Source organism: Kribbella aluminosa (genome assembly GCF_017876295.1).
In the GTDB taxonomy this organism is placed as follows: domain Bacteria; phylum Actinomycetota; class Actinomycetes; order Propionibacteriales; family Kribbellaceae; genus Kribbella; species Kribbella aluminosa.
Genome location: NZ_JAGINT010000001.1, coordinates 385682 through 403133 on the forward strand (window position 1 = coordinate 385682; position 17452 = coordinate 403133).

Genomic DNA, 17452 nt, shown 5'->3' on the forward strand with positions numbered 1-17452 from the left:
CTGGCAGGTAGCGTTCCAGGGTGACGTCACCGAAGTTCGACCATGCGCGGGCTGAGCGGGCGGTCCGCGAGCTGTTGTTCGCGATCGGCGAGGACCCGGACCGCGAGGGGCTGCAGGACACGCCTGCCCGGGTGGCGCGCTCGTACGCCGAGATCACCGCCGGGCTCGGCCAGGGCGCCGAGGACGTGCTGACGACCACGTTCGCGCTCGAGCACGACGAGATGATCCTGGTGAAGGACATCGAGGTGTGGAGCCTGTGTGAGCACCATCTGGTGCCGTTCACGGGCGTCGCGCACGTCGGGTACATCCCGAGCCAGGACGGGCGGGTCACCGGGCTCTCGAAGCTCGCCCGGCTGGTCGACGTGTACGCGAAACGCCCGCAGATCCAGGAGCGGCTGACCACGCAGATCGCCGAGTCCCTGGTGGAGATCCTGGAGCCGCGCGGCGTGATCGTGGTGATCGAGTGTGAGCACCTGTGCATGACCATGCGCGGCGTCCGGAAACCGGGCGCCAAGACGATCACCTCCGCCGTCCGCGGCCAGCTCCGCAACCCGAGCACCCGCGCCGAGGCCATGAGCCTGATCGTCGGGTGAACCCCGTAGCTCGTGACCCCCTGGCGTCGTTGAAGTTTGAGAGTGCGGGACTATGGACATTCTGTCGCTGAGCGTTTACTTTCCGTAGTGGTGCTTGGCCAACGGGGACCAGGTGCCGGTGTGAGGAGGACAGGATGTCGGGGCGTTTCCGGATCGGCGCCGCACTCGCCGGGGTCGTCGCTCTGACGGCAACCGGGCTGGCGGCGGCGAACTGGGCCACCGCGGACTCGCGGAGCAAGACCGGGCACCAGACCGCGAAGCCCGCGAACATCACCATCGACCCCCTGGTCGCGGAAACCCTCGAGGCGGAGCTCGGCTCGGACTCGGGTGTCGTGGGCAGCTACTACGACGAGGCCGGCGAGCTGATCGTCGCCGTCTCGAACCTGTCGACCGCCGAGCTGGTCCGGCAGATCGGCGCGATCCCGCGGCTGGTCAAGTACACGGCCCGCCAGCTGAACGCCGTACAGGGCGAGCTGAACCACCTCGCCTCCACGTCCAGCGCCGGCAAGGTGCGCTCGTGGTACGTCGACCCGATCTCCGGGACCGTGGTCGTGTCGGTGCCGAAGAACGCGCACGACTCGATCACCGAGCGGTTCCTGTCCCGCGCGGAGGCCAACGGCGACCAGGTGACGGTCCGCCGGGTCTCCGGGACCGTCCGGACCACCGCCGACGACTTCAGCCTGCGCGGCGGCGTCCAGGTCGACAAGAACACCGGGTACGTCTGCTCGCTCGGCTTCAACGCTCAGACCCGCCAGGGCGCCCGGATCTTCCTGACCGCCGGGCACTGCACGTCCGGGAAGCCGTCGTTCTCCCGGAACGGCTACGTCCTCGGCGACACCTACACCTCGACGTTCCCGGGCAGCGACTTCGGCTCGGTCGGCGTGATCGAGGGCTGGGACCAGCAGGGGTACGTCGAGGGCTGGGGCAACGGCAACGTCGCGGTCAAGGGGATCGCGGACGCCACCATCGGCTCCACGCTGTGCAAGTCCGGGAAGAGTACCGGCTGGACCTGCGGCCGGATCGTCGCCCGGAACGTGACCGTCAACTACGGGAACAATCGCGTGGTCCGCGGCCTGTTCCAGCACACCGCGTGCGTCGAGGCGGGCGACTCCGGCGGCGCCAACATGACCGGCAACTACGCCCAGGGCATCACCAGCGGCGCGGCCCTGATCGACGGCCAGTGCCTGGAGAAGTACGGCCAGACGAACGAGTCGTACTCACAGCCGATCGCCGTGGTCCTGCAGTCCACGAGGTCCCGCCTGATCCTCGCGAACTGAGCCGCCTCCGGGCCCAGCCTGACGCCTGGGGGTGCGGGCTACTACGGTGTGTGGGTGAGAACTGAGCCGTGGGGTCACGTCGACGGGTTGCCGGTGCTGGACCGGTGCCTCGTCATGGGCGTCGTGAACGTTACGCCCGACTCGTTCTCGGACGGCGGCGAGTGGTTCGAGCCGGCCGCCGCGGTCAAGCACGGCCGCGAGCTGCTGGCCGAGGGTGCCGACCTGCTCGACGTCGGCGGCGAGTCGACCCGCCCGCGGGCCGTGCGGCCGTCGCAGGAGGAGGAGATCCGCCGGGTGATCCCGGTCGTCGAGGCGCTCGCCGCGGAAGGCGCGATCATCTCGGTCGACACCATGCGGGCCCCCGGTCGCGGAGCTGGTGCTGGACGCCGGCGCCACGATGATCAACGACGTGTCCGGCGGGCTGGCCGATCCGGACATGCTCCCGCTGATCGCCGAACGCGGAGCGCCGTACCTGTGCATGCACTGGCGCGGTCATTCGCTCGACATGCAGAACAAGGCGGCGTACGGCGACGTGGTGGCGGAGGTGATCGCCGAGCTCGCCGAGCGCCTCGAGGTGCTGAGCTCGGCCGGCATCGACCTGAACCGGGTCGCCCTCGACCCCGGGCTCGGATTCGCGAAGAACGCGGACCACAACTGGGAGATTCTTCGCCGGTTGCGGGAATTCGCCGTACTGGAAAGACCGTTGCTGATCGGTGCGTCCCGGAAGACGTTCCTCGGTAGGCTGCTCGCCGACGAGCAGACCGGCGAACCCAGACCGGCCGTACGACGAGACGACGCGAGCGTGGCCGTATCCGCCCTGGCCGCCGTCGCAGGTGCCTGGTGTGTCCGGGCGCATGCGGTGGCGCCGAACGTGGACGCGGTCCGGGTGGCGGAGAGATGGGGAACGGTATGACGGACGGACCGCGGCAGAGCACCGGTGGCGATGGTGCACGCGGTGCCACCGTCGAGGACGTCGTCCTGAACGCCAATACCGCCTTCTACAACGCGTTCGAGGCCGGCGACCTGGACCTGATGGCGGCCGTCTGGCTGCCGGAGCCGGATCCGGTCTGCATCCACCCGGGCAACGCGGCGATCTCCGGGTACGCCGAGCTGATGCGGGCCTGGGCGATGATCTTCGCGAACACGCCGTACATCCAGTTCTTCCTCACCGACGTCCAGGTACGGGTGGATGAAGACGTGGCATACGTCACGTGTACGGAGAACGTCCTGTCGTCCGGCGAGGGTGCGCCGGAGGAAGGTTTCGCGGGCGGAAAGGCACTCGCGACCAACGTTTTCCGCAGAACTTCCGCCGGCTGGCGGTTGTGGATCCACCATGCCTCCCCGGTACTGTCGTCTGGGGGCCGACAGGAGGAGGCGGAATGAGCGGTCCCACAGTGATTCCTCTGATTCCTCCTGATCTGATCGAGATCCGGGGCATCCGCGGGTTCGGGCGCCACGGAGTGTTCGACCACGAGCGGGCCGACGGGCAGGAGTTCGTCGTGGACGTCCGGCTGGAGCTGGACACCCGGCCCGCCGCGGCCTCCGACGACCTGGCCGACACCGTGAACTACGGGGTGCTGGCCGAGCAGGTGCACCAGGCGATCGAGACCGACCCGGTGGACCTGATCGAGACCCTCGCCCAGCGCATCGCCGATCTCTGTCTCGCCGACGAACGGGTGACAGCGACGGCCGTGACCATCCACAAACCCTCGGCGCCGATCACGGTGCCGTTCGACGACGTTGTCCTGACCGTGCAGCGCAGAGCCGGAGAATCCTCGTGACTGAGACCCCTAGTCCCCACGTCATCGACGCGGACACCCTGAGCGGAGGGCTGAAGCCGATCCGCCAGCTGATCCTGTCACTCGGCAGCAACCTCGGCGACCGGGAGGCGAACCTGCAGGGCGCGGTCGACGCGCTGCGGGACACCCCGGACGTCGTCGTGGTCGAGGTCTCGCCGGTGTACCAGACCGAACCGGTCGGCGGCCCGGACGAATCCGGCCCGTACCTGAACATCGTGCTGCTCGCCGACACCACGCTCGGTGTCGACCTGCTGCTGGAGCGCGCGCACGCGGTCGAGGAGGCGTTCGGCCGGGAGCGCAGCGTGCCGGGCGCGCCGCGGACCCTGGACATCGATCTGATCACCTACGGGCAGAAGACGATCGAGACCGAGGAGCTGACCATCCCGCATCCGCGGGCGCACGAGCGGGCGTTCGTGCTGGCGCCGTGGCTCGACATCGAGCGGGACGCCGTACTGCCGGGCCACGGCCCGGTGGCGGAACTGCTCGCGAAGGTCGGTACCGACGGTGTGACCAAGCTCGACATCGAGTTGCAGTAGTGGTGTCCGGCGGTACCGAGCCCGGCCGGGCGCCTCAACAGGAACCGCCCGAGGGCTCGGTGCGGCCGACGTCGCGCCGGCTGCTGGTCGCGATCGCGGTGCTGGGCGTCGCGATCGGCGTCACGCTGGTGAAAGCGGTCCAGGCCGGCGGCGGAGTGGGACCGGCGGTGTCCTGGCTGACCCTGGTCGCCTGGCTGTTCCTGGCCGCACTGCTGTTCGTGGCCGCTCGCAACACCCACCAGCGGATCCAGGTACGCCGGGAGCGGATGGAGCCGTCGCGGGCCGTGTTCCTGTTGATGATCGGGAAGGCGAGCGCTTTTGTCGGCGCGTTGTGCACCGGTGTTTACGCAGGGTTCGCGTTAAGCTTCGTTCAGGCGATGGGCTTCTCAGGGCCTCGTAACAGAGTGATCATGGCCGGTGCCGCGGCGGTGATCTCAGTGCTGGTCGTCACGGCCGGATTGTTGCTCGAACGGGCGTGTCGTATTCCCGAGGACCCCGACGAGACCCCCTAACATGGCGACCCATGGGGTCAAGGGGTAGCCGCCGTCGAACCAGGACCACAGTTCTCACCGTTGCCAACGCATCGTTGATCGTTGTCTGTCTGGGTGTGAGTATCGCGCTCTTCTCGCAGAATGCCTGGATTCTCCGGGCTGCTGCGGTAGGCGCCGCGCTGGTCGCGGTCGTCGGCGCGGTGCTGTTCCGTCACCAGTTGCTGGTGGAACGGCTGGCCCATTCCGACGAGCGCGCGCAGGTCGCGCAGGAGTACTCGCGGATCACCAGCGCGCGCGTGGTCGAGAACGCGGAGTTCGTCGACCTCATGCAGCGCCGCCTCGACAAGATCGACCGGCGCCTGGACAAGATCGACGAGGAGGTCGCCACGGTCGTCGCGGCCGGCGACAAGCACTCGCAGGCGGACGCACCGACCGTCGTCGACCTCAAGCTCCGGGGCCTCGCCGCATCCTGAGACGCCCTCTGACCACCCTGTAGGTTCGGCGGTGTGGATCTCGCCGAACTGCTGAAGGTTGCCGAAGCCGCTGTCGCCCGCGGGCGGGCCGTCACCGAGTCGATGGCCCCGGGGGTGCTGACCTCCAAGGGCGACCGGGACATGGCGTCCGAGGTCGACTTCGCGGTCGAGCGGGAGGTCCGGGCGTTCCTCGAACGCGAGACGCCGGACCTCGGCGTTCTCGGCGAGGAGGAGGGCGGCGCGACCGACGGGACCCGCTGGGTGCTGGACCCGGTGGACGGGACGGTGAACTTCATTCACGGCGTACCGCTGTGGGCGATCTCGCTGGGCCTGATCCACGAGGGCCGGGCGGTCGCGGGCGTGATCGACCACCCGGCGCTGGACACGACGTACGTCGCCGCCGAGGGGCTGGGCGCGACCTGCAACGGGACGCCGATCCGGGGCAGCGAATGCACGGAGCTGTCCGACGCATTGGTTGCCGTGGGCGACTATGCGGTCGGCCCGGACGCCGAGCGGGTGAACGCGGATCGGGTCGCGCTGACCCAGCGGCTGTTCCCGCGGGTGCAGCGGTTGCGGATGATCGGTACGGCGGCCACCGCGCTGACCTGGACCGCGAACGGGTACTTCGACGCGCTGATCATGTTCTCGAACAAGCCGTGGGACACGATGGCCGGCGTGGCGATCTGCCGCGAGGCGGGCGTCACGGTGCTGGACCTCGACGGTACCGACCACGCGCCGGAGTCGCGCGGCGTCTTCGCGGTCGCCGGCGCCCTCCGAGAACCGCTGCAAGAACTCCTGAACTCCACGCCCTAACCCGGCGGCGGGGAAACAAAGTTGCATATCGCGACGACTTCTTTCCCCTCCCTCTGCCGCCGCGCAACCGGTCAGCGGACCGGGCAGGTGGAGCTACAGGGGCGAGCTGGGACGGTCGGATCCGTGCGGCGGCTCGCCTGCAGGACCTGGAGGGCGGCCTGACACGGGTGGCTGGTGATGTCGATCCAGCCGAATCGCAAGGTGGTTTCGGACCGCAGGGCCGCACGATTGTCGCGCGCGAGGTCCCGCCAACGCTGCTCAGGCGCGAAGTGGAGGCGCCCGTCCAGTTCGACGAGGAGCTCGACCTCAGCGCCGCACGATGCCGAAGCTGCGGTCGTCCGTCGAGTGCGCTCAGAATCTCGGCCGGGCGGACGCGGCTGCTCTGGCAGGCTTCGGCCACGATCGCCGCGGCATCGTCCAGAGAACCGGCGATGCCGACGATCTCCAGAACGGCCTCCGCAGGTCGGCTCCGCGGTGGGACGCCGGCGGCCAATCGGTCCTCCCAGTGCTTGTCCCGGGTGATGACGATCCCCGGGCGGCCGCGGACCCGTCGGCGCCACGGAACGGACACGTAGACGGGACGTCGTTCGTCGGGCTTGATCACGCCGAACTGTTCCGCGGCCGTGTAGTGGCTCCAGGCAACCTCCGGCCCGGCGTACAGCAGTGCGGCGACGAGCTGTTCGTAGTACCCGAGCGGGCCGGTGTGGGTTGCGTAGACACCGGGATGAACCGTTTGCCATCGTCTGCCCCGGAGCCGTCGGCGAATCTCGGAGTCGGACCGGCCGGCCGCCAGCAGTTGCGCGCGGGAGACGATCCGCTGCTGCTCGTGGATCAGTACATCGAGACCTTCGTCGTCGAGTTGCCGACGCCACCACCAGTCCATTCACCCAGGGTGACGGATTTCCGCCCGGCGCGCGGATCCCCCTGTGGACAACCTCCACCCACGGCGTTTGATCAAGTGCTGGGGAAAGAAGTCGTCGCTATTTGCAAGATTGTTTCCCCGCCGTGGTGGCATCGGTGTGGCCTACTTGTCGATGTCGCCGACCACGAAGAACATGCTGCCGAGGATCGCGATCATGTCGGGGATCATCGTGCCCGGGAGCAGCGCGGGCAGCGCGGAGATGTTGTTGAAGCTGGCCGAGCGGAGCTTCAGCCGCCACGGGGTCTTGTCGCCGCGGGAGACCAGGTAGTACCCGTTGATGCCGAGCGGGCTCTCGGTCCACGCGTAGGTCTGCCCCTCGGGGACCTTGAGGATCTTCGGCAGCCGTACGTTGACGGGGCCGGCCGGCAGCGTGCGGACCTTGTCGAGGCAGGCGTCGACCAGGTCGAGCGACACCTTCACCTGCTCGAGCAGTACGGCGAACCGGGCGAAGCAGTCTCCCTCCGGCCGGGTGACGACCCGCAGCACGTCCTGCAGATCGCCGTACGCCAGGTACGGCTCGTCGCGGCGCAGGTCGGCGTCCACCCCGGAGGCACGGGCGATCGGGCCCGAGACGCCGTACTGCGCGATCAGTTCGGGTGCGAGCCTGCCGACGCCGACCGTGCGGGCGCGGAAGATCTCGTTGCCGAGGATGAGGTCCTCGATGTCGGGCAGCCGCCTGCGGACCGCGGCGGAGGCGGCACTCGCGCGGCCGAGCCAGCCGTACGGGAGGTCCTCCTTCAGCCCGCCGACCCGGTTGAACATGTAGTGCATCCGGCCGCCGGACAGCTCCTCCATCACGGCCTGGATGGTCTCGCGCTCGCGGAACGCGTAGAACACCGGCGTGATCGCGCCCAGCTCGAGCGGGTACGAGCCGAGGAACATCAGGTGGTTCAGCACCCGGTTCAGCTCGGCGAGCAGGGTGCGCAGCCAGACGGCCCGCTCCGGGACCTCGAGGTTCATCATCCGCTCGACGGCGAGCACCACGCCGAGCTCGTTGGCGAACGCGGACAGCCAGTCGTGCCGGTTCGCCAGCACGATGATCTGCCGGTAGTCGCGGACCTCGAAGAGCTTCTCGGCGCCGCGGTGCATGTAGCCGATGATCGGCTCGCAGCCGACGACCCGCTCGCCGTCCAGCGTCAGCCGCAACCGCAGGACGCCGTGCGTCGCCGGGTGCTGCGGGCCGATGTTGAGCACCATGTCGGTGGTCGGCAGGTCCGATCCGGCGCCGCCGCGCTCGTACGCCGGGTCGAATCCGGCCGCTCCCGCGCCGACTCCGACCGTTCTTTCCGTGCTCATGACCACTATCGTGACAGGCTTTACCCGTGGATGACCTCTTCGCACCCTCGGATGTCAGTTGGACGCCGGTCTCGCCGAAGCTGGCCACGCTGCGCCGGCTGAACGCAGCGATCATGGCCGGGCTGGTCGCGATCGCCGCGCTGCTCGCGCTCGGGCTGACGGTCGGCTGGCTGTACGGCGTGCTCGCGGTGCTGGTGATCGCCCTCCTGCTCGGCTGGGCGTGGATCCTGATCGGGCGCAACCAGCGGTCCTGGAAGTACGCCGAGCGCGAGGACGAGCTGCTGGTCAGTCACGGGATCCTGTTCCGCGAGCTGGTCGTCGTACCGTACGGGCGGATGCAGTTCGTGGACGTCACCGCTGGGCCGCTGGAGCGGGCGTACGGGATGGCCACGGTCGAGCTGCACACGGCGACACCGGCCACCGACGCGAAGATCCCCGGGCTGCACCCGGACGAGGCAGCGCGGTTGCGTGACCGGTTGTCCGCCCTCGGCCAGTCGCAGGCGTGGGGCCTGTGACCCAGCAAGCTGTGGAGAGCTTGGGGCAACGGCTCCACCCACTGACCCCCTTCGTGAAGGGCTGGGGGTACTTCGTCGTCGCGGCCGTCGCCCTGGTCAACAACGAGGGCCTGCGGCAGAACCTGACGTTCGCCGGTATCGGCCTGGGCGCCGTCCTCGTCGGCGGGATCCTGCTGGGCGCACTGTCCTGGTGGTTCACCAAGTGGCAGCTCACCGGCGACGCGATCCGGGTGGACAGCGGGTTCCTGTTCCGGCGGACGCGGATCATCCGGTTCGACCGGATCCAGGCGATCGACGTGGCGCAGCCGTTCGTCGCGCGGCTGTTCGGGATGGCCGAGCTGCGGATGGACGTTGCCGGTGGCGGCAAGAACGACGGCAAGCTGAGCTACTTCAGGTACGAGCAGGCGCAGGAGCTCCGTACGACGCTGCTGGTCCGTGCGAAGGGCGAGCAGGCCGCGGAACAGCAGGCGGCCGAGCAGCAGACCGAGGCGGTGGCCCCGCCGCTGCTGACCGTGCCGACCGGCCGCTTGCTCGGTGCGACGCTGCTGTCGTCCACTGTGGTCGGTAGTGCCGGCGGCCTGATCTGGTTGATCGTCGCGACGACGGTGCTGAACTTCCACGTCGGTCTGGTCGCCGGTGTGCCGCTGCTGCTCGGTGTGGTGCAGCCGATCTGGAAGCAGGTCGTGGGGAACCACGGGTTCACGTTGTCGGAGTCCAGCCATGGTCTGCGGACCAAGCGCGGGCTGTTCGACGTGCAGCGGCAGACGATCCCGCCTGGTCGTGTCCAGGGACTGCTGATCACCGAGCCGTTGATCTGGCGGCTGCTGGGCTGGTCACGGGTGGAGCTGGACATCGCTGGTGTGGCGGGGCAGAAGGAGGACGGCGACGACGAACACGAGGGCGCGCAACTGTTGCCGGTTGGTGAGCGGACCGAGGTGGCTTACGTACTGGCGCGAGTCCTGCCGGGCTTTGACCTGAGCAGTATCGAGCTGCACCCGGCTCCGGCGCGCGCCAAGTGGCTGCGGCCGATCGGTTGGCGTTACCTGGCGTACGGCGTCGACGGGCAGGTCATGGTCACCACCCGCGGGTGGGTGAGCCGCCGTACGTCGATCGTGCTGCACCACAAGACACAGTCGGTGCGGTTGGAGCAGGGGCCGATCCAGCGGCGGTTTGGGCTGGCCAACGTGCATGTGGACACGCCGCTCGGTCCTACGGACGCGGTTGCGTTGCACCAGGACCAGGTGGAGGCTGCGGCGCTGGTGAAGGCTCAGGCGGACAGGGCGCGCGCTGCGCGTCGTACGGTGTCCGCTCCGGTCGCCGTCCAGACCCAGCCGAAGCCGCCTAGCCCGGACGGGTCCAACAGCTCGGCCGCCTCGCCGGCTGACGAGAGTTCGGACAGGTAGCGCAGCGGGTCTGTCTGAGCGAGCTCGAGCGGCGGGCGTCGGCCGGACACGCCTAGGTGGCTCAGAGCCTCGCGCTGCGAGGTGAGGTGCCCGTGTACGGCGGCTGCGAGTGAGTCGAGCGCTACATGCGCGGTGATGTCGCAGCTGCCGTCGGGCGTCGGGTCGCACTCGCGCCCACCACGAAAGCCGGTCAACGTCCCGTACGACGGCCGACCCGACGTCACGTGCCCGTAGTCGATCGCGAGCGCGAGACTCCCCGGCAGCAGCCGACTGACCACGTCGTCCCAGGCCTGGTCACGAGCTGCTCCAACCTCAGCCCGGTCACCGGGTGCGCCGGGCCACCACCTCTCCAACCACTGGAGATCGTTGCCTTCTACCACCGGTCCTGGGGTCAGATCGGCGAGCAGGTAGCGCGGGACGCCTTTGTCGTCCCACTCGACCACCTCGCACGGGACGTTGTCGAGCCACTCGTTCGCGACCACCAGACCGCTCAACCGGTCGGGCAGCACGTCGTCCAGCTCGATGTCGACAACATCCAGCCCTTCGGCCCGCAGTACCGCACCCAGCTCGCCGGACCCGGCGCCGACATCCACCACCACCTCGAGCCCGACCAGCCCGGCCAACCGCGCGATCGCCTGCCCGAACAGCGCCGACGCGTGCACCGACGTACGGAAATGGGCAGCCGGACGCTCCCGCCGGTAAAAGCCGTCGGGGCCGTAGAGAGCCTGCTGCCAGGCTTCCCGGAAGGTCTTGCTCATGTCCGCCCGTTCCTGTCCGACTGTGGACCAGACCGCGCCTACGATCGACGACGTGGCGATCCTTCCAGAAGAGCTCGGTGTCATGTTCTCCGGCGAGCCGGTGTTCGACGTCGTCGGCGCGGACCGGCCGTTCGGCGTCACGCCGGAGTGGCTGGACAGCACCCGGACGAAGGTCGAGGAGATCGTCGCCGGCGTACCGAACGACGATCCCAACAAGGGCCGGGCCGGCTACCAGGACGGCACACCGCGACTGGCCAGCAACTTCTACTTCGTACTCCGGAGCCTGCTCCCGCCGCTCGGCATCGTGATCGGCGGCGCCCGCAACCTGGCCTGGATCGTGGCCTCCGAATGGCGGACCGAGCCGGAGGCGCCGGACACCGACCTCGACGCCTGGCTGGCCGGCCCGACCGAGTTCATCATCCCGTTCCCGCTGCGGAACAAGCTCGGCCCGGAGCTGCAGGAGCCGTACGTCCGGGCGTGTCGCGAGATGCTCGACCTGCTGGCCGGCATTCCCGGCCTGGAGACCCGGCGGACCGCGATGGCCACGATGCTCGACCAGGTGCTGGCCGACCCGGAGTTCCTCGCGCTGCACACCACGGAAGTCCGGTCCACGCTGGTGAAGCGCTGGGGCGAGCGGTTCGACGACGACCAGGTCCGCCGGGCGTTCCCGAACCTGTCCGGCAACCCGCTCGACCTGATGGTGTACGGCGTGAACCGGCTGCAGGCGGCCTACGACAAGATCGCCGCGGCCACGCCCGAGACCGAGCAGCCGTTCGCGGTGGAGCTCGCCGCAGTACTCCGGCAGATCGGGCGCAGCAGTACGCCGGCCGGCCTGTCCTTCACGGGACTCGGGCCGTCCGGAGCGGCCGACGTACAGAAGGCGCTCGACAAGAAGGTGGACCCGTTGACGCCGGCCGCGTGGCGACGCCGGCAGCTGGACCGGCTGGGCCGGGCCGTCGAGGCGGGCGTGCCGTACCAGGCGCGGGAGTACCTGGTCGCGATGTACCAGGTCGGCGCCAGCTTCAACGGGTTGCCGAACCAGCCGGACGCCCCGAAGGACCTGCTGATGACCACCGGCTTCGTCCGGAGACTGCGGGACCTCAACGCGCTCCGGCCGGCGAGCCCGGCCGACGCTGCCGCGGATCCGGACGGGGCGCCGGACCCGCAACGCGCGGACCCGCCGGTCGACGGCGACCCGATCGCCGACCTGAACGCGATGATCGGACTCGGGCCGGTGAAGACCCGGGTCCACGAGCTGGTCGCCGAGGCGCAGGTCGCCAAGCTCCGGATCGACGCCGGCCTGCGGCTGCCGAAGCCGATGGGGCACCTGGTCTTCAGCGGCAACCCGGGCACCGGCAAGACCACGGTCGCGCGGATCCTCGCCGAGGTCTACCGGGACCTGGGCATGCTCTCGTCGGGGCACCTGGTCGAGGTGGGCCGGGCCGACCTGGTCGCGTCGTACATCGGGCAGACGGCGCCGAAGGTGACCGAGGTGGTCGAGAAGGCGCTCGGCGGCGTGCTGTTCATCGACGAGGCGTACTCGCTCTACGCCGGCTCCGGGCGGGACTTCGGCCGGGAGGCGATCGCGACGCTGATCCAGCTGATGGAGAAGCATCGCGACAACCTGGTCGTGGTGATGGCCGGGTACCCCGCCGAGATGTACCAGCTGCTGGACAGCAATCCCGGGGTGAAGTCGCGGATCCGGACGTTCGTGAACTTCCCGGACTACACGGACGCCGAGCTGCACCAGATCTTCCTGCACGCCGTCGAGCAGTCCGGGTTCGTGCTCGGCGAAGGGGTGTCCGGGCTCGTGCTGACCGGGTTGCAGAAGGTGCCGCGGGCGCCCGGGTTCGGCAACGCGCGGACGATCCGCACCATGATCGAGCGGATCGCGACGCTGCAGGCGGTCCGGCTGGCAGCGCTCGAGTCGCCGAGCCTGGAAGAGGTCCGGACCATCGAGCGGGTCGACGTCAGCAACCTGTCCGCGGAGAGCCTGCGGGACCTGCCGCGGCACCAGGACCCGCAGGCCGAGCTGGCCGCGATGACCGGTCTGACCGACGTGAAGGCCACTGTCCAGCGGCTCGCCGCGGAGGCCAAGGCCGACGTACTGCGGGCGAAGGCGGGGATGCCGCCGCCGGAGCGCTCGCGGCACCTGATGTTCACCGGGAACCCTGGCACCGGGAAGACGACCGTGGCGCGGCTGGTCGCGCAGATCTACCGGGATCTGGGTCTGCTCGGCATCGGTCATCTGGTGGAGACGACCGCGACCGAGCTGGTCGGTGACTCGTACGGCGCGACGGGGCCCAAGGTCAAGCAGGTGGTGGAGCAGGCGCTCGGCGGGGTGCTGTTCATCGACGAGGCGTACGCGTTCGCGGACCTGAACGACATGGGCCGGGAGGGCATCGCGACCTTGATCAAGCTGATGGAGGAGCACCGCGACGACCTGGTCGTGGTGCTCGCCGGGTACACCGAGCCGATGGAGCGGCTGTTCGGGATCAACCCCGGCCTCCGCTCCCGGGTGCCGACGACGGTGGACTTCCCGGACTACTCGGAGCCGGAGCTGGAGCAGATCTTCACGTACCTGAGCGCCAAGGCCGGGTACGTCCCGGCCGAGGGCGTCGTGGAGCGGATCGGTCCGCTGCTGCGGCAGGCCCGGAACGCCGCGGACTTCGGCAACGGGCGGGACGTCCGCAACCTGTTCGACGCGGTCGTCGCGCAGCAGGCGGTCCGGATCAACACGCTGCGGGACCCGTCGGTCGACCAGGTGCGCGCACTGACACCCGCCGACGTACCAGCCGAGTGGCGCGCCGAAGGCCCAGCCACCGCGCCAGTGGGCTTCCAGGTCAGGAAGTAGCGCACCCCAGCTGCACGGCGCCGAACCGGCGCCACACGCCCTCCACGTTCTCCCGCCACAGGCCCAGCTCGGTCAACGGGACCCGTGGTCGTGCGGATGAGTGGGAGACCGCGCGCCAGCGGTTGGTGTAGGCCGCCAGCTCCGGCACCGTGATCAGGATCGCCGTCAATTCGGTACGTGCAGCCCAGGCTTCACTCACCGCCACATGGTCTCATCGCCTACGCTGACAAGTAGATCGTCTGGTACCCCGCCGTGGGACTGGAACGAGAAGAGAGTGAGTGATGGAACGGATCGGCTTGATCGGAGCCGGCCGGGCCGGGACCGCCCTGGGAGCAGCCTTGGCGGCAGCCGGACATCCCCTGGTCGGAGTGACCGCGCGGTCGGACGCGTCGCTGGAACGCGCCGCCCGCCTCCTACCTACTGTGCCAGTGCTGACCGCCGACGAGGTCACGGGCCGCGCTGACGTCGTACTGGTCGCCGTACCGGACGACCGGATCCAGGACGTCGCGCAGACGCTGCCGCTGACCAGTGCGCAGTACGTCGTGCACCTGTCCGGAGCGCACGGGCTGACGCCGCTGGCCGGGCTGGCTGCGATGCCTGTGGCGCTGCACCCGTCCATGACGTTTCCAGGCGGTGCTGTGGACCTGGACGGGGTCATGTTCACCGCGACCGCGCCCGATGCCGCCCGCGACGTCGTGGAGCGGCTGGTGAAGGCCCTGGGTGGACAGGTCCAGTGGATCGCCGACGAGCAGCGCGCCCGGTACCACGCGGGCCTCGTGCACGGAGCGAACCACCTGACCACCCTGATCTGCCAAGCGGTCGCCGTACTGCGGGAAGCAGGCGTGGCGGACCCGGTGGCGACGCTCCGGCCGTTGCTGACCGCGACTCTCGACAACACGCTCCGATCCGGTCATCATGCGCTCACCGGGCCGATCGCCCGGGGCGATGTCGACACCGTGGCAGCACATCTGGCCGTACTGCGGGGCAGCACGCGCGACACCTACGCCGCGCTGGCCAGGGCCACGGTGGAGTTGGCCGACTGGCTGGAGGCAGCACGGGTCGCTGGATTCAGCGAAGTACTGAATCGGACAGGGGAGGCACCGCGATGAGACTCACCCAGACCAAGGCCGAACTGCGGGCAGCGGCCGCGATCCGGCCGCGGGCGGTCGTGATGACCATGGGCGCCCTGCACGACGGCCATGCCGCGTTGCTGACCGAAGCCCGGGAACGGGTCGGGCCGGACGGCAGCGTGGTGCTGACGATCTTCGTGAACCCGTTGCAGTTCGGGCCGACCGAGGATTTCGACCGGTACCCGCGGACGCTCGCCAGCGACCTGGCGATCGCGAAGAACGCCGGCGTCGACCTGGTGTTCAACCCGTCCCGGGACGAGCTGTACCCGAACGAGCCGTCGGTCACAGTCCACCCCGGGCCGCTGGCGGACGAGCTCGAAGGGGTGTTCCGCCCGGGGCACTTCTCCGGCGTACTGACCGTGGTGTCGAAGATGCTGCACCTGACCGCGCCGGACATCGCGCTGTTCGGCGAGAAGGACTACCAGCAGCTGACGCTGATCCGCGAGATGGTGTGCGACCTCGACATGGACGTCGACATCGTGCCGGTGCCGACCGTCCGGGAGCCTGACGGGCTCGCGTTGTCCTCACGCAACCGGTACCTGAGCGAGACCGAGCGTGACGAGGCCCTGGTGCTGCACCGGGCGTTGAGCGCCGGGTCGAAGGCCGGGATGAACGGCCCGGACGCCGTGCTGGCCGCGGCCCAGGCGGAGCTCGAGGCGGTACCGTCGGTGCGGATCGACTACCTCGCGCTGCGCGCCCCCGACCTCGGCCCGGTGATCGGCCCCGGCGAGGCCCGGATGCTGATCGCCGCCCGGGTGGGTCTGACGCGTCTCATTGACAACATTTCCATCACCCTCAGATGAATTCGGTTGATACGGTCCCTGAATGACTGTCCTGATGCCACGCCTCCGGCGCGGCGGGTCACGGGGCTGTAGCTCCCGTCCTTCCCTCGTCGCTCCGGTCGCTTCGCTCCCTCCGCTCCTCAGTCCAGGACGGGAGGCCCCGTGACCGGGCCCGCAGTCCCGCAACGGCTGTCCGCGCCGGAAGCCGGCTGGACCGATGCCGTCGACGTGGTGGTGATCGGCTCCGGTGTCGCCGGGCTGACCGCTGCCCTGAAAGCCCGTGAACTGGGCTCCGTACTGGTGGTGACCAAGGACGTCGTCGCCTCCGGCTCCACGCAGTGGGCCCAGGGCGGGGTCGCCGCCGCCCTCGATCCGGAGGACTCGCCCGAGGAACACCTGCAGGACACGCTCGTCGCGGGTGCCGGGCTGAGCGACCCCGAAGCGGTCCGGGTCCTGGTCACCGAAGGCCCGGACGCGGTCTGGGACCTGATTGAGCTGGGCGCCCGCTTCGACACCCTGGCCGACGGCGAGATCTCGCTCGGCCGGGAGGGCGGCCACCACCGGAACCGGATCGCGCACGCCGGCGGCGACGCGACCGGCGCGGAGATCGAGCGGGCGCTGGTCGCCGCGGTCAAGCGCGCCAAGGACATCCGGATCATCGAGCACGCCCTGGTGCTGGACCTGCTGACCGCCGCGGACGGTGCGATCGCGGGTGTCACCCTGCACGTGATGGGCGAGGGTCAGCTGGACGGCGTCGGTGCGATCCGCGCGCGGGCGGTGATCCTGGCGTCCGGAGGGCTCGGACAGTTGTACGCGGCAACGACCAACCCGAGCGTCTCGACCGGCGACGGGATGGCGCTCGCGCTGCGGGCCGGCGCGAAGGTCCGGGACCTGGAGTTCGTGCAGTTCCACCCGACCGTGCTGTGGCTCGGGAAGAGCGCGAAGGGCCAGCAGCCGCTGGTGTCCGAGGCGGTCCGCGGCGAGGGAGCGTTCCTCGTCGACCACACCGGAAAACGTTTTATGCAAGGGCAGCACGAGCTTGCCGACCTGGCGCCGCGGGACATCGTCGCGAAGGCGATCATGCGCCAGATGATTGCCACCGGCAAGGACCATGTGTACCTGGACGCGCGGCACTTCGGCGACGAGAAGTGGCGGGTCCGGTTCCCGACCATCCTGGCGTCCTGCCGGTCGCACGGTATCGACCCGGTCCGGGAACTGATCCCGGTCGCCCCGGCCTGTCACTACTCGTCCGGCGGTGTCCGGACCGACCTGAACGGACAGACCTCGGTGCCCGGGCTGTACGCCTGCGGTGAGGTCGCCTGCACCGGCGTGCACGGCGCGAACCGGCTCGCGTCGAACTCGTTGCTCGAAGGCCTGGTGTTCGCCCGGCGGATCGCCGCGCACCTCGCCGACGGCCTGCCGGCGCAGCGCGAGCCGGTCGAGGACCGCCGTACGCCGGGACTCGTCGACGCGGACGCCGTACCCGAGCTGCAGCGGGCGATGACGGTCGGCGCCGGCGTGATCCGGAGTGCTGCCGGACTGGCGGAGGCCGCGGCGACGATCGGCAAGCTGACCGAGCAGCCGGCCGCCGAGCCCGGTACGCCCGGCTGGGAGGCGACCAACCTGGTGACGGTCGCGTCCGCCCTGATCGCCGCGGCCACCGCCCGCGAGGAGAGCCGCGGCGCGCACTGGCGCGAGGACCACCCGGACCGCGATGATCTGCTGTGGTTCGGCAGCCTGGACGTCACCCTCGACCAGCACGCCGTCCCACAAGCCACGTTTGTTCCGCGCGCAGACCGAGGAGAATGAC

16 protein-coding genes and 2 pseudogenes are annotated in these 17452 nt (G+C 69.7%); 15 read left to right on the top strand and 3 right to left on the bottom strand.

The genetic code is table 11. The annotated features are described in order from the left end of the window. Nucleotides 1-20: 20 nt before the first annotated feature. From folE to JOF29_RS01970, 9 genes and pseudogenes are all read left to right on the top strand, one after another. The gene (gene folE / locus JOF29_RS01930; protein WP_209692509.1) at nucleotides 21-593 is read left to right on the top strand and encodes a GTP cyclohydrolase I FolE; all 573 of its coding nucleotides are present in this window, start codon (nucleotides 21-23) and stop codon (nucleotides 591-593) included. Nucleotides 594-727: 134 nt separating this feature from the next. Then, complete coding sequence (locus JOF29_RS01935; RefSeq protein WP_209692510.1) at nucleotides 728-1870, top strand: S1 family peptidase; 1143 nt, start codon at nucleotides 728-730, stop codon at nucleotides 1868-1870. 114 nt (nucleotides 1871-1984) lie between these two features. Next, nucleotides 1985-2783: pseudogene (gene folP / locus JOF29_RS01940) on the top strand (dihydropteroate synthase). After that, nucleotides 2780-3253: a nuclear transport factor 2 family protein gene (locus JOF29_RS01945; protein WP_245357410.1), complete on the top strand. Its 474-nt coding sequence runs from the start codon at nucleotides 2780-2782 to the stop codon at nucleotides 3251-3253. The pseudogene folP and the gene JOF29_RS01945 overlap by 4 nt, the downstream one beginning before the upstream one ends. Then, nucleotides 3250-3651, top strand: coding sequence for a dihydroneopterin aldolase (gene folB / locus JOF29_RS01950; RefSeq protein WP_209692511.1), 402 nt, complete (start codon nucleotides 3250-3252; stop codon nucleotides 3649-3651). Before JOF29_RS01945 ends, folB begins: the two co-directional genes overlap by 4 nt. Then, a complete protein-coding gene (gene folK / locus JOF29_RS01955; RefSeq protein WP_209692512.1) occupies nucleotides 3648-4205 on the top strand; it encodes a 2-amino-4-hydroxy-6-hydroxymethyldihydropteridine diphosphokinase in 558 nt (185 codons plus the stop codon). The genes folB and folK overlap by 4 nt, the downstream gene beginning before the upstream one ends. Before the next feature lie 2 nt (nucleotides 4206-4207). After that, on the top strand, nucleotides 4208-4717 hold the full coding sequence (locus tag JOF29_RS01960; RefSeq protein ID WP_307863104.1) for a DUF3180 domain-containing protein: 510 nt from the start codon (nucleotides 4208-4210) through the stop codon (nucleotides 4715-4717). Nucleotides 4718-4812: 95 nt separating this feature from the next. Beyond that, nucleotides 4813-5169 (top strand): hypothetical protein, encoded by a 357-nt coding sequence (locus JOF29_RS01965; RefSeq protein WP_307863105.1) that lies wholly within the window; start codon nucleotides 4813-4815, stop codon nucleotides 5167-5169. A 33-nt stretch (nucleotides 5170-5202) separates the two neighbouring features. Further along, nucleotides 5203-5982, top strand: a complete 780-nt coding sequence (locus JOF29_RS01970; RefSeq protein ID WP_209692515.1) for an inositol monophosphatase family protein — start codon at nucleotides 5203-5205, stop codon at nucleotides 5980-5982. A gap of 1024 nt (nucleotides 5983-7006) precedes the next feature. On the opposite strand, the gene JOF29_RS01975 is transcribed toward JOF29_RS01970, so the two are convergent. Continuing rightward, on the bottom strand, nucleotides 7007-8200 hold the full coding sequence (locus JOF29_RS01975; protein WP_245357411.1) for an NADH-quinone oxidoreductase subunit D: 1194 nt from the start codon (nucleotides 8198-8200) through the stop codon (nucleotides 7007-7009). Between the two features lie 26 nt (nucleotides 8201-8226). Between JOF29_RS01975 and JOF29_RS01980 the strand changes: the two genes are divergently transcribed. Both JOF29_RS01980 and JOF29_RS01985 read left to right on the top strand, forming a co-directional pair. Continuing rightward, entirely contained in the window at nucleotides 8227-8715 is a 489-nt protein-coding gene (locus tag JOF29_RS01980; RefSeq protein WP_209692516.1) for a PH domain-containing protein, read from the top strand. Between the two features lie 11 nt (nucleotides 8716-8726). Continuing rightward, entirely contained in the window at nucleotides 8727-10118 is a 1392-nt protein-coding gene (locus JOF29_RS01985; RefSeq protein ID WP_307863536.1) for a PH domain-containing protein, read from the top strand. Between the two features lie 101 nt (nucleotides 10119-10219). Here JOF29_RS01985 and JOF29_RS01990 read toward each other — a convergent pair. Next, a pseudogene (locus JOF29_RS01990) lies at nucleotides 10220-10960 on the bottom strand (SAM-dependent methyltransferase); the annotation flags it as partial. Here JOF29_RS01990 and JOF29_RS45110 point away from each other — a divergent pair. Then, nucleotides 10929-13730, top strand: a complete 2802-nt coding sequence (locus JOF29_RS45110) for an AAA family ATPase (protein ID WP_209692518.1) — start codon at nucleotides 10929-10931, stop codon at nucleotides 13728-13730. The pseudogene JOF29_RS01990 and the gene JOF29_RS45110 overlap by 32 nt on opposite strands. Here JOF29_RS45110 and JOF29_RS02000 read toward each other — a convergent pair. Beyond that, a complete protein-coding gene (locus JOF29_RS02000; RefSeq protein ID WP_209692519.1) occupies nucleotides 13720-13929 on the bottom strand; it encodes a hypothetical protein in 210 nt (69 codons plus the stop codon). The two genes, JOF29_RS45110 and JOF29_RS02000, sit on opposite strands and share 11 nt — an antisense overlap. Before the next feature lie 82 nt (nucleotides 13930-14011). Between JOF29_RS02000 and JOF29_RS02005 the strand changes: the two genes are divergently transcribed. The 3 genes from JOF29_RS02005 (at nucleotide 14012) to JOF29_RS02015 (ending at nucleotide 17451) form a co-directional block, all read left to right on the top strand. Further along, the gene (locus JOF29_RS02005; protein ID WP_209692520.1) at nucleotides 14012-14839 is read left to right on the top strand and encodes a Rossmann-like and DUF2520 domain-containing protein; all 828 of its coding nucleotides are present in this window, start codon (nucleotides 14012-14014) and stop codon (nucleotides 14837-14839) included. Next, nucleotides 14836-15663: a pantoate--beta-alanine ligase gene (gene panC, locus JOF29_RS02010; protein WP_209692521.1), complete on the top strand. Its 828-nt coding sequence runs from the start codon at nucleotides 14836-14838 to the stop codon at nucleotides 15661-15663. The genes JOF29_RS02005 and panC overlap by 4 nt, the downstream gene beginning before the upstream one ends. Before the next feature lie 141 nt (nucleotides 15664-15804). Further along, a complete protein-coding gene (locus JOF29_RS02015; RefSeq protein ID WP_209692522.1) occupies nucleotides 15805-17451 on the top strand; it encodes an L-aspartate oxidase in 1647 nt (548 codons plus the stop codon). Nucleotide 17452 lies beyond the last annotated feature (1 nt).

Excerpts from the sequence above, each read along its gene's own strand:
- JOF29_RS01945 (WP_245357410.1), top strand. The coding sequence starts at position 2,780 with ATGACGGACGGACCGCGGCAGAGCACCGGTGGCGATGGTGCACGCGGT.
- JOF29_RS01975 (WP_245357411.1), bottom strand. The coding sequence starts at position 8,200 with ATGAGCACGGAAAGAACGGTCGGAGTCGGCGCGGGAGCGGCCGGATTC.
- JOF29_RS02005 (WP_209692520.1), top strand. The coding sequence starts at position 14,012 with ATGGAACGGATCGGCTTGATCGGAGCCGGCCGGGCCGGGACCGCCCTG.
- panC (WP_209692521.1), top strand. The coding sequence starts at position 14,836 with ATGAGACTCACCCAGACCAAGGCCGAACTGCGGGCAGCGGCCGCGATC.
- JOF29_RS01935 (WP_209692510.1), top strand. The coding sequence starts at position 728 with ATGTCGGGGCGTTTCCGGATCGGCGCCGCACTCGCCGGGGTCGTCGCT.
- folB (WP_209692511.1), top strand. The coding sequence starts at position 3,250 with ATGAGCGGTCCCACAGTGATTCCTCTGATTCCTCCTGATCTGATCGAG.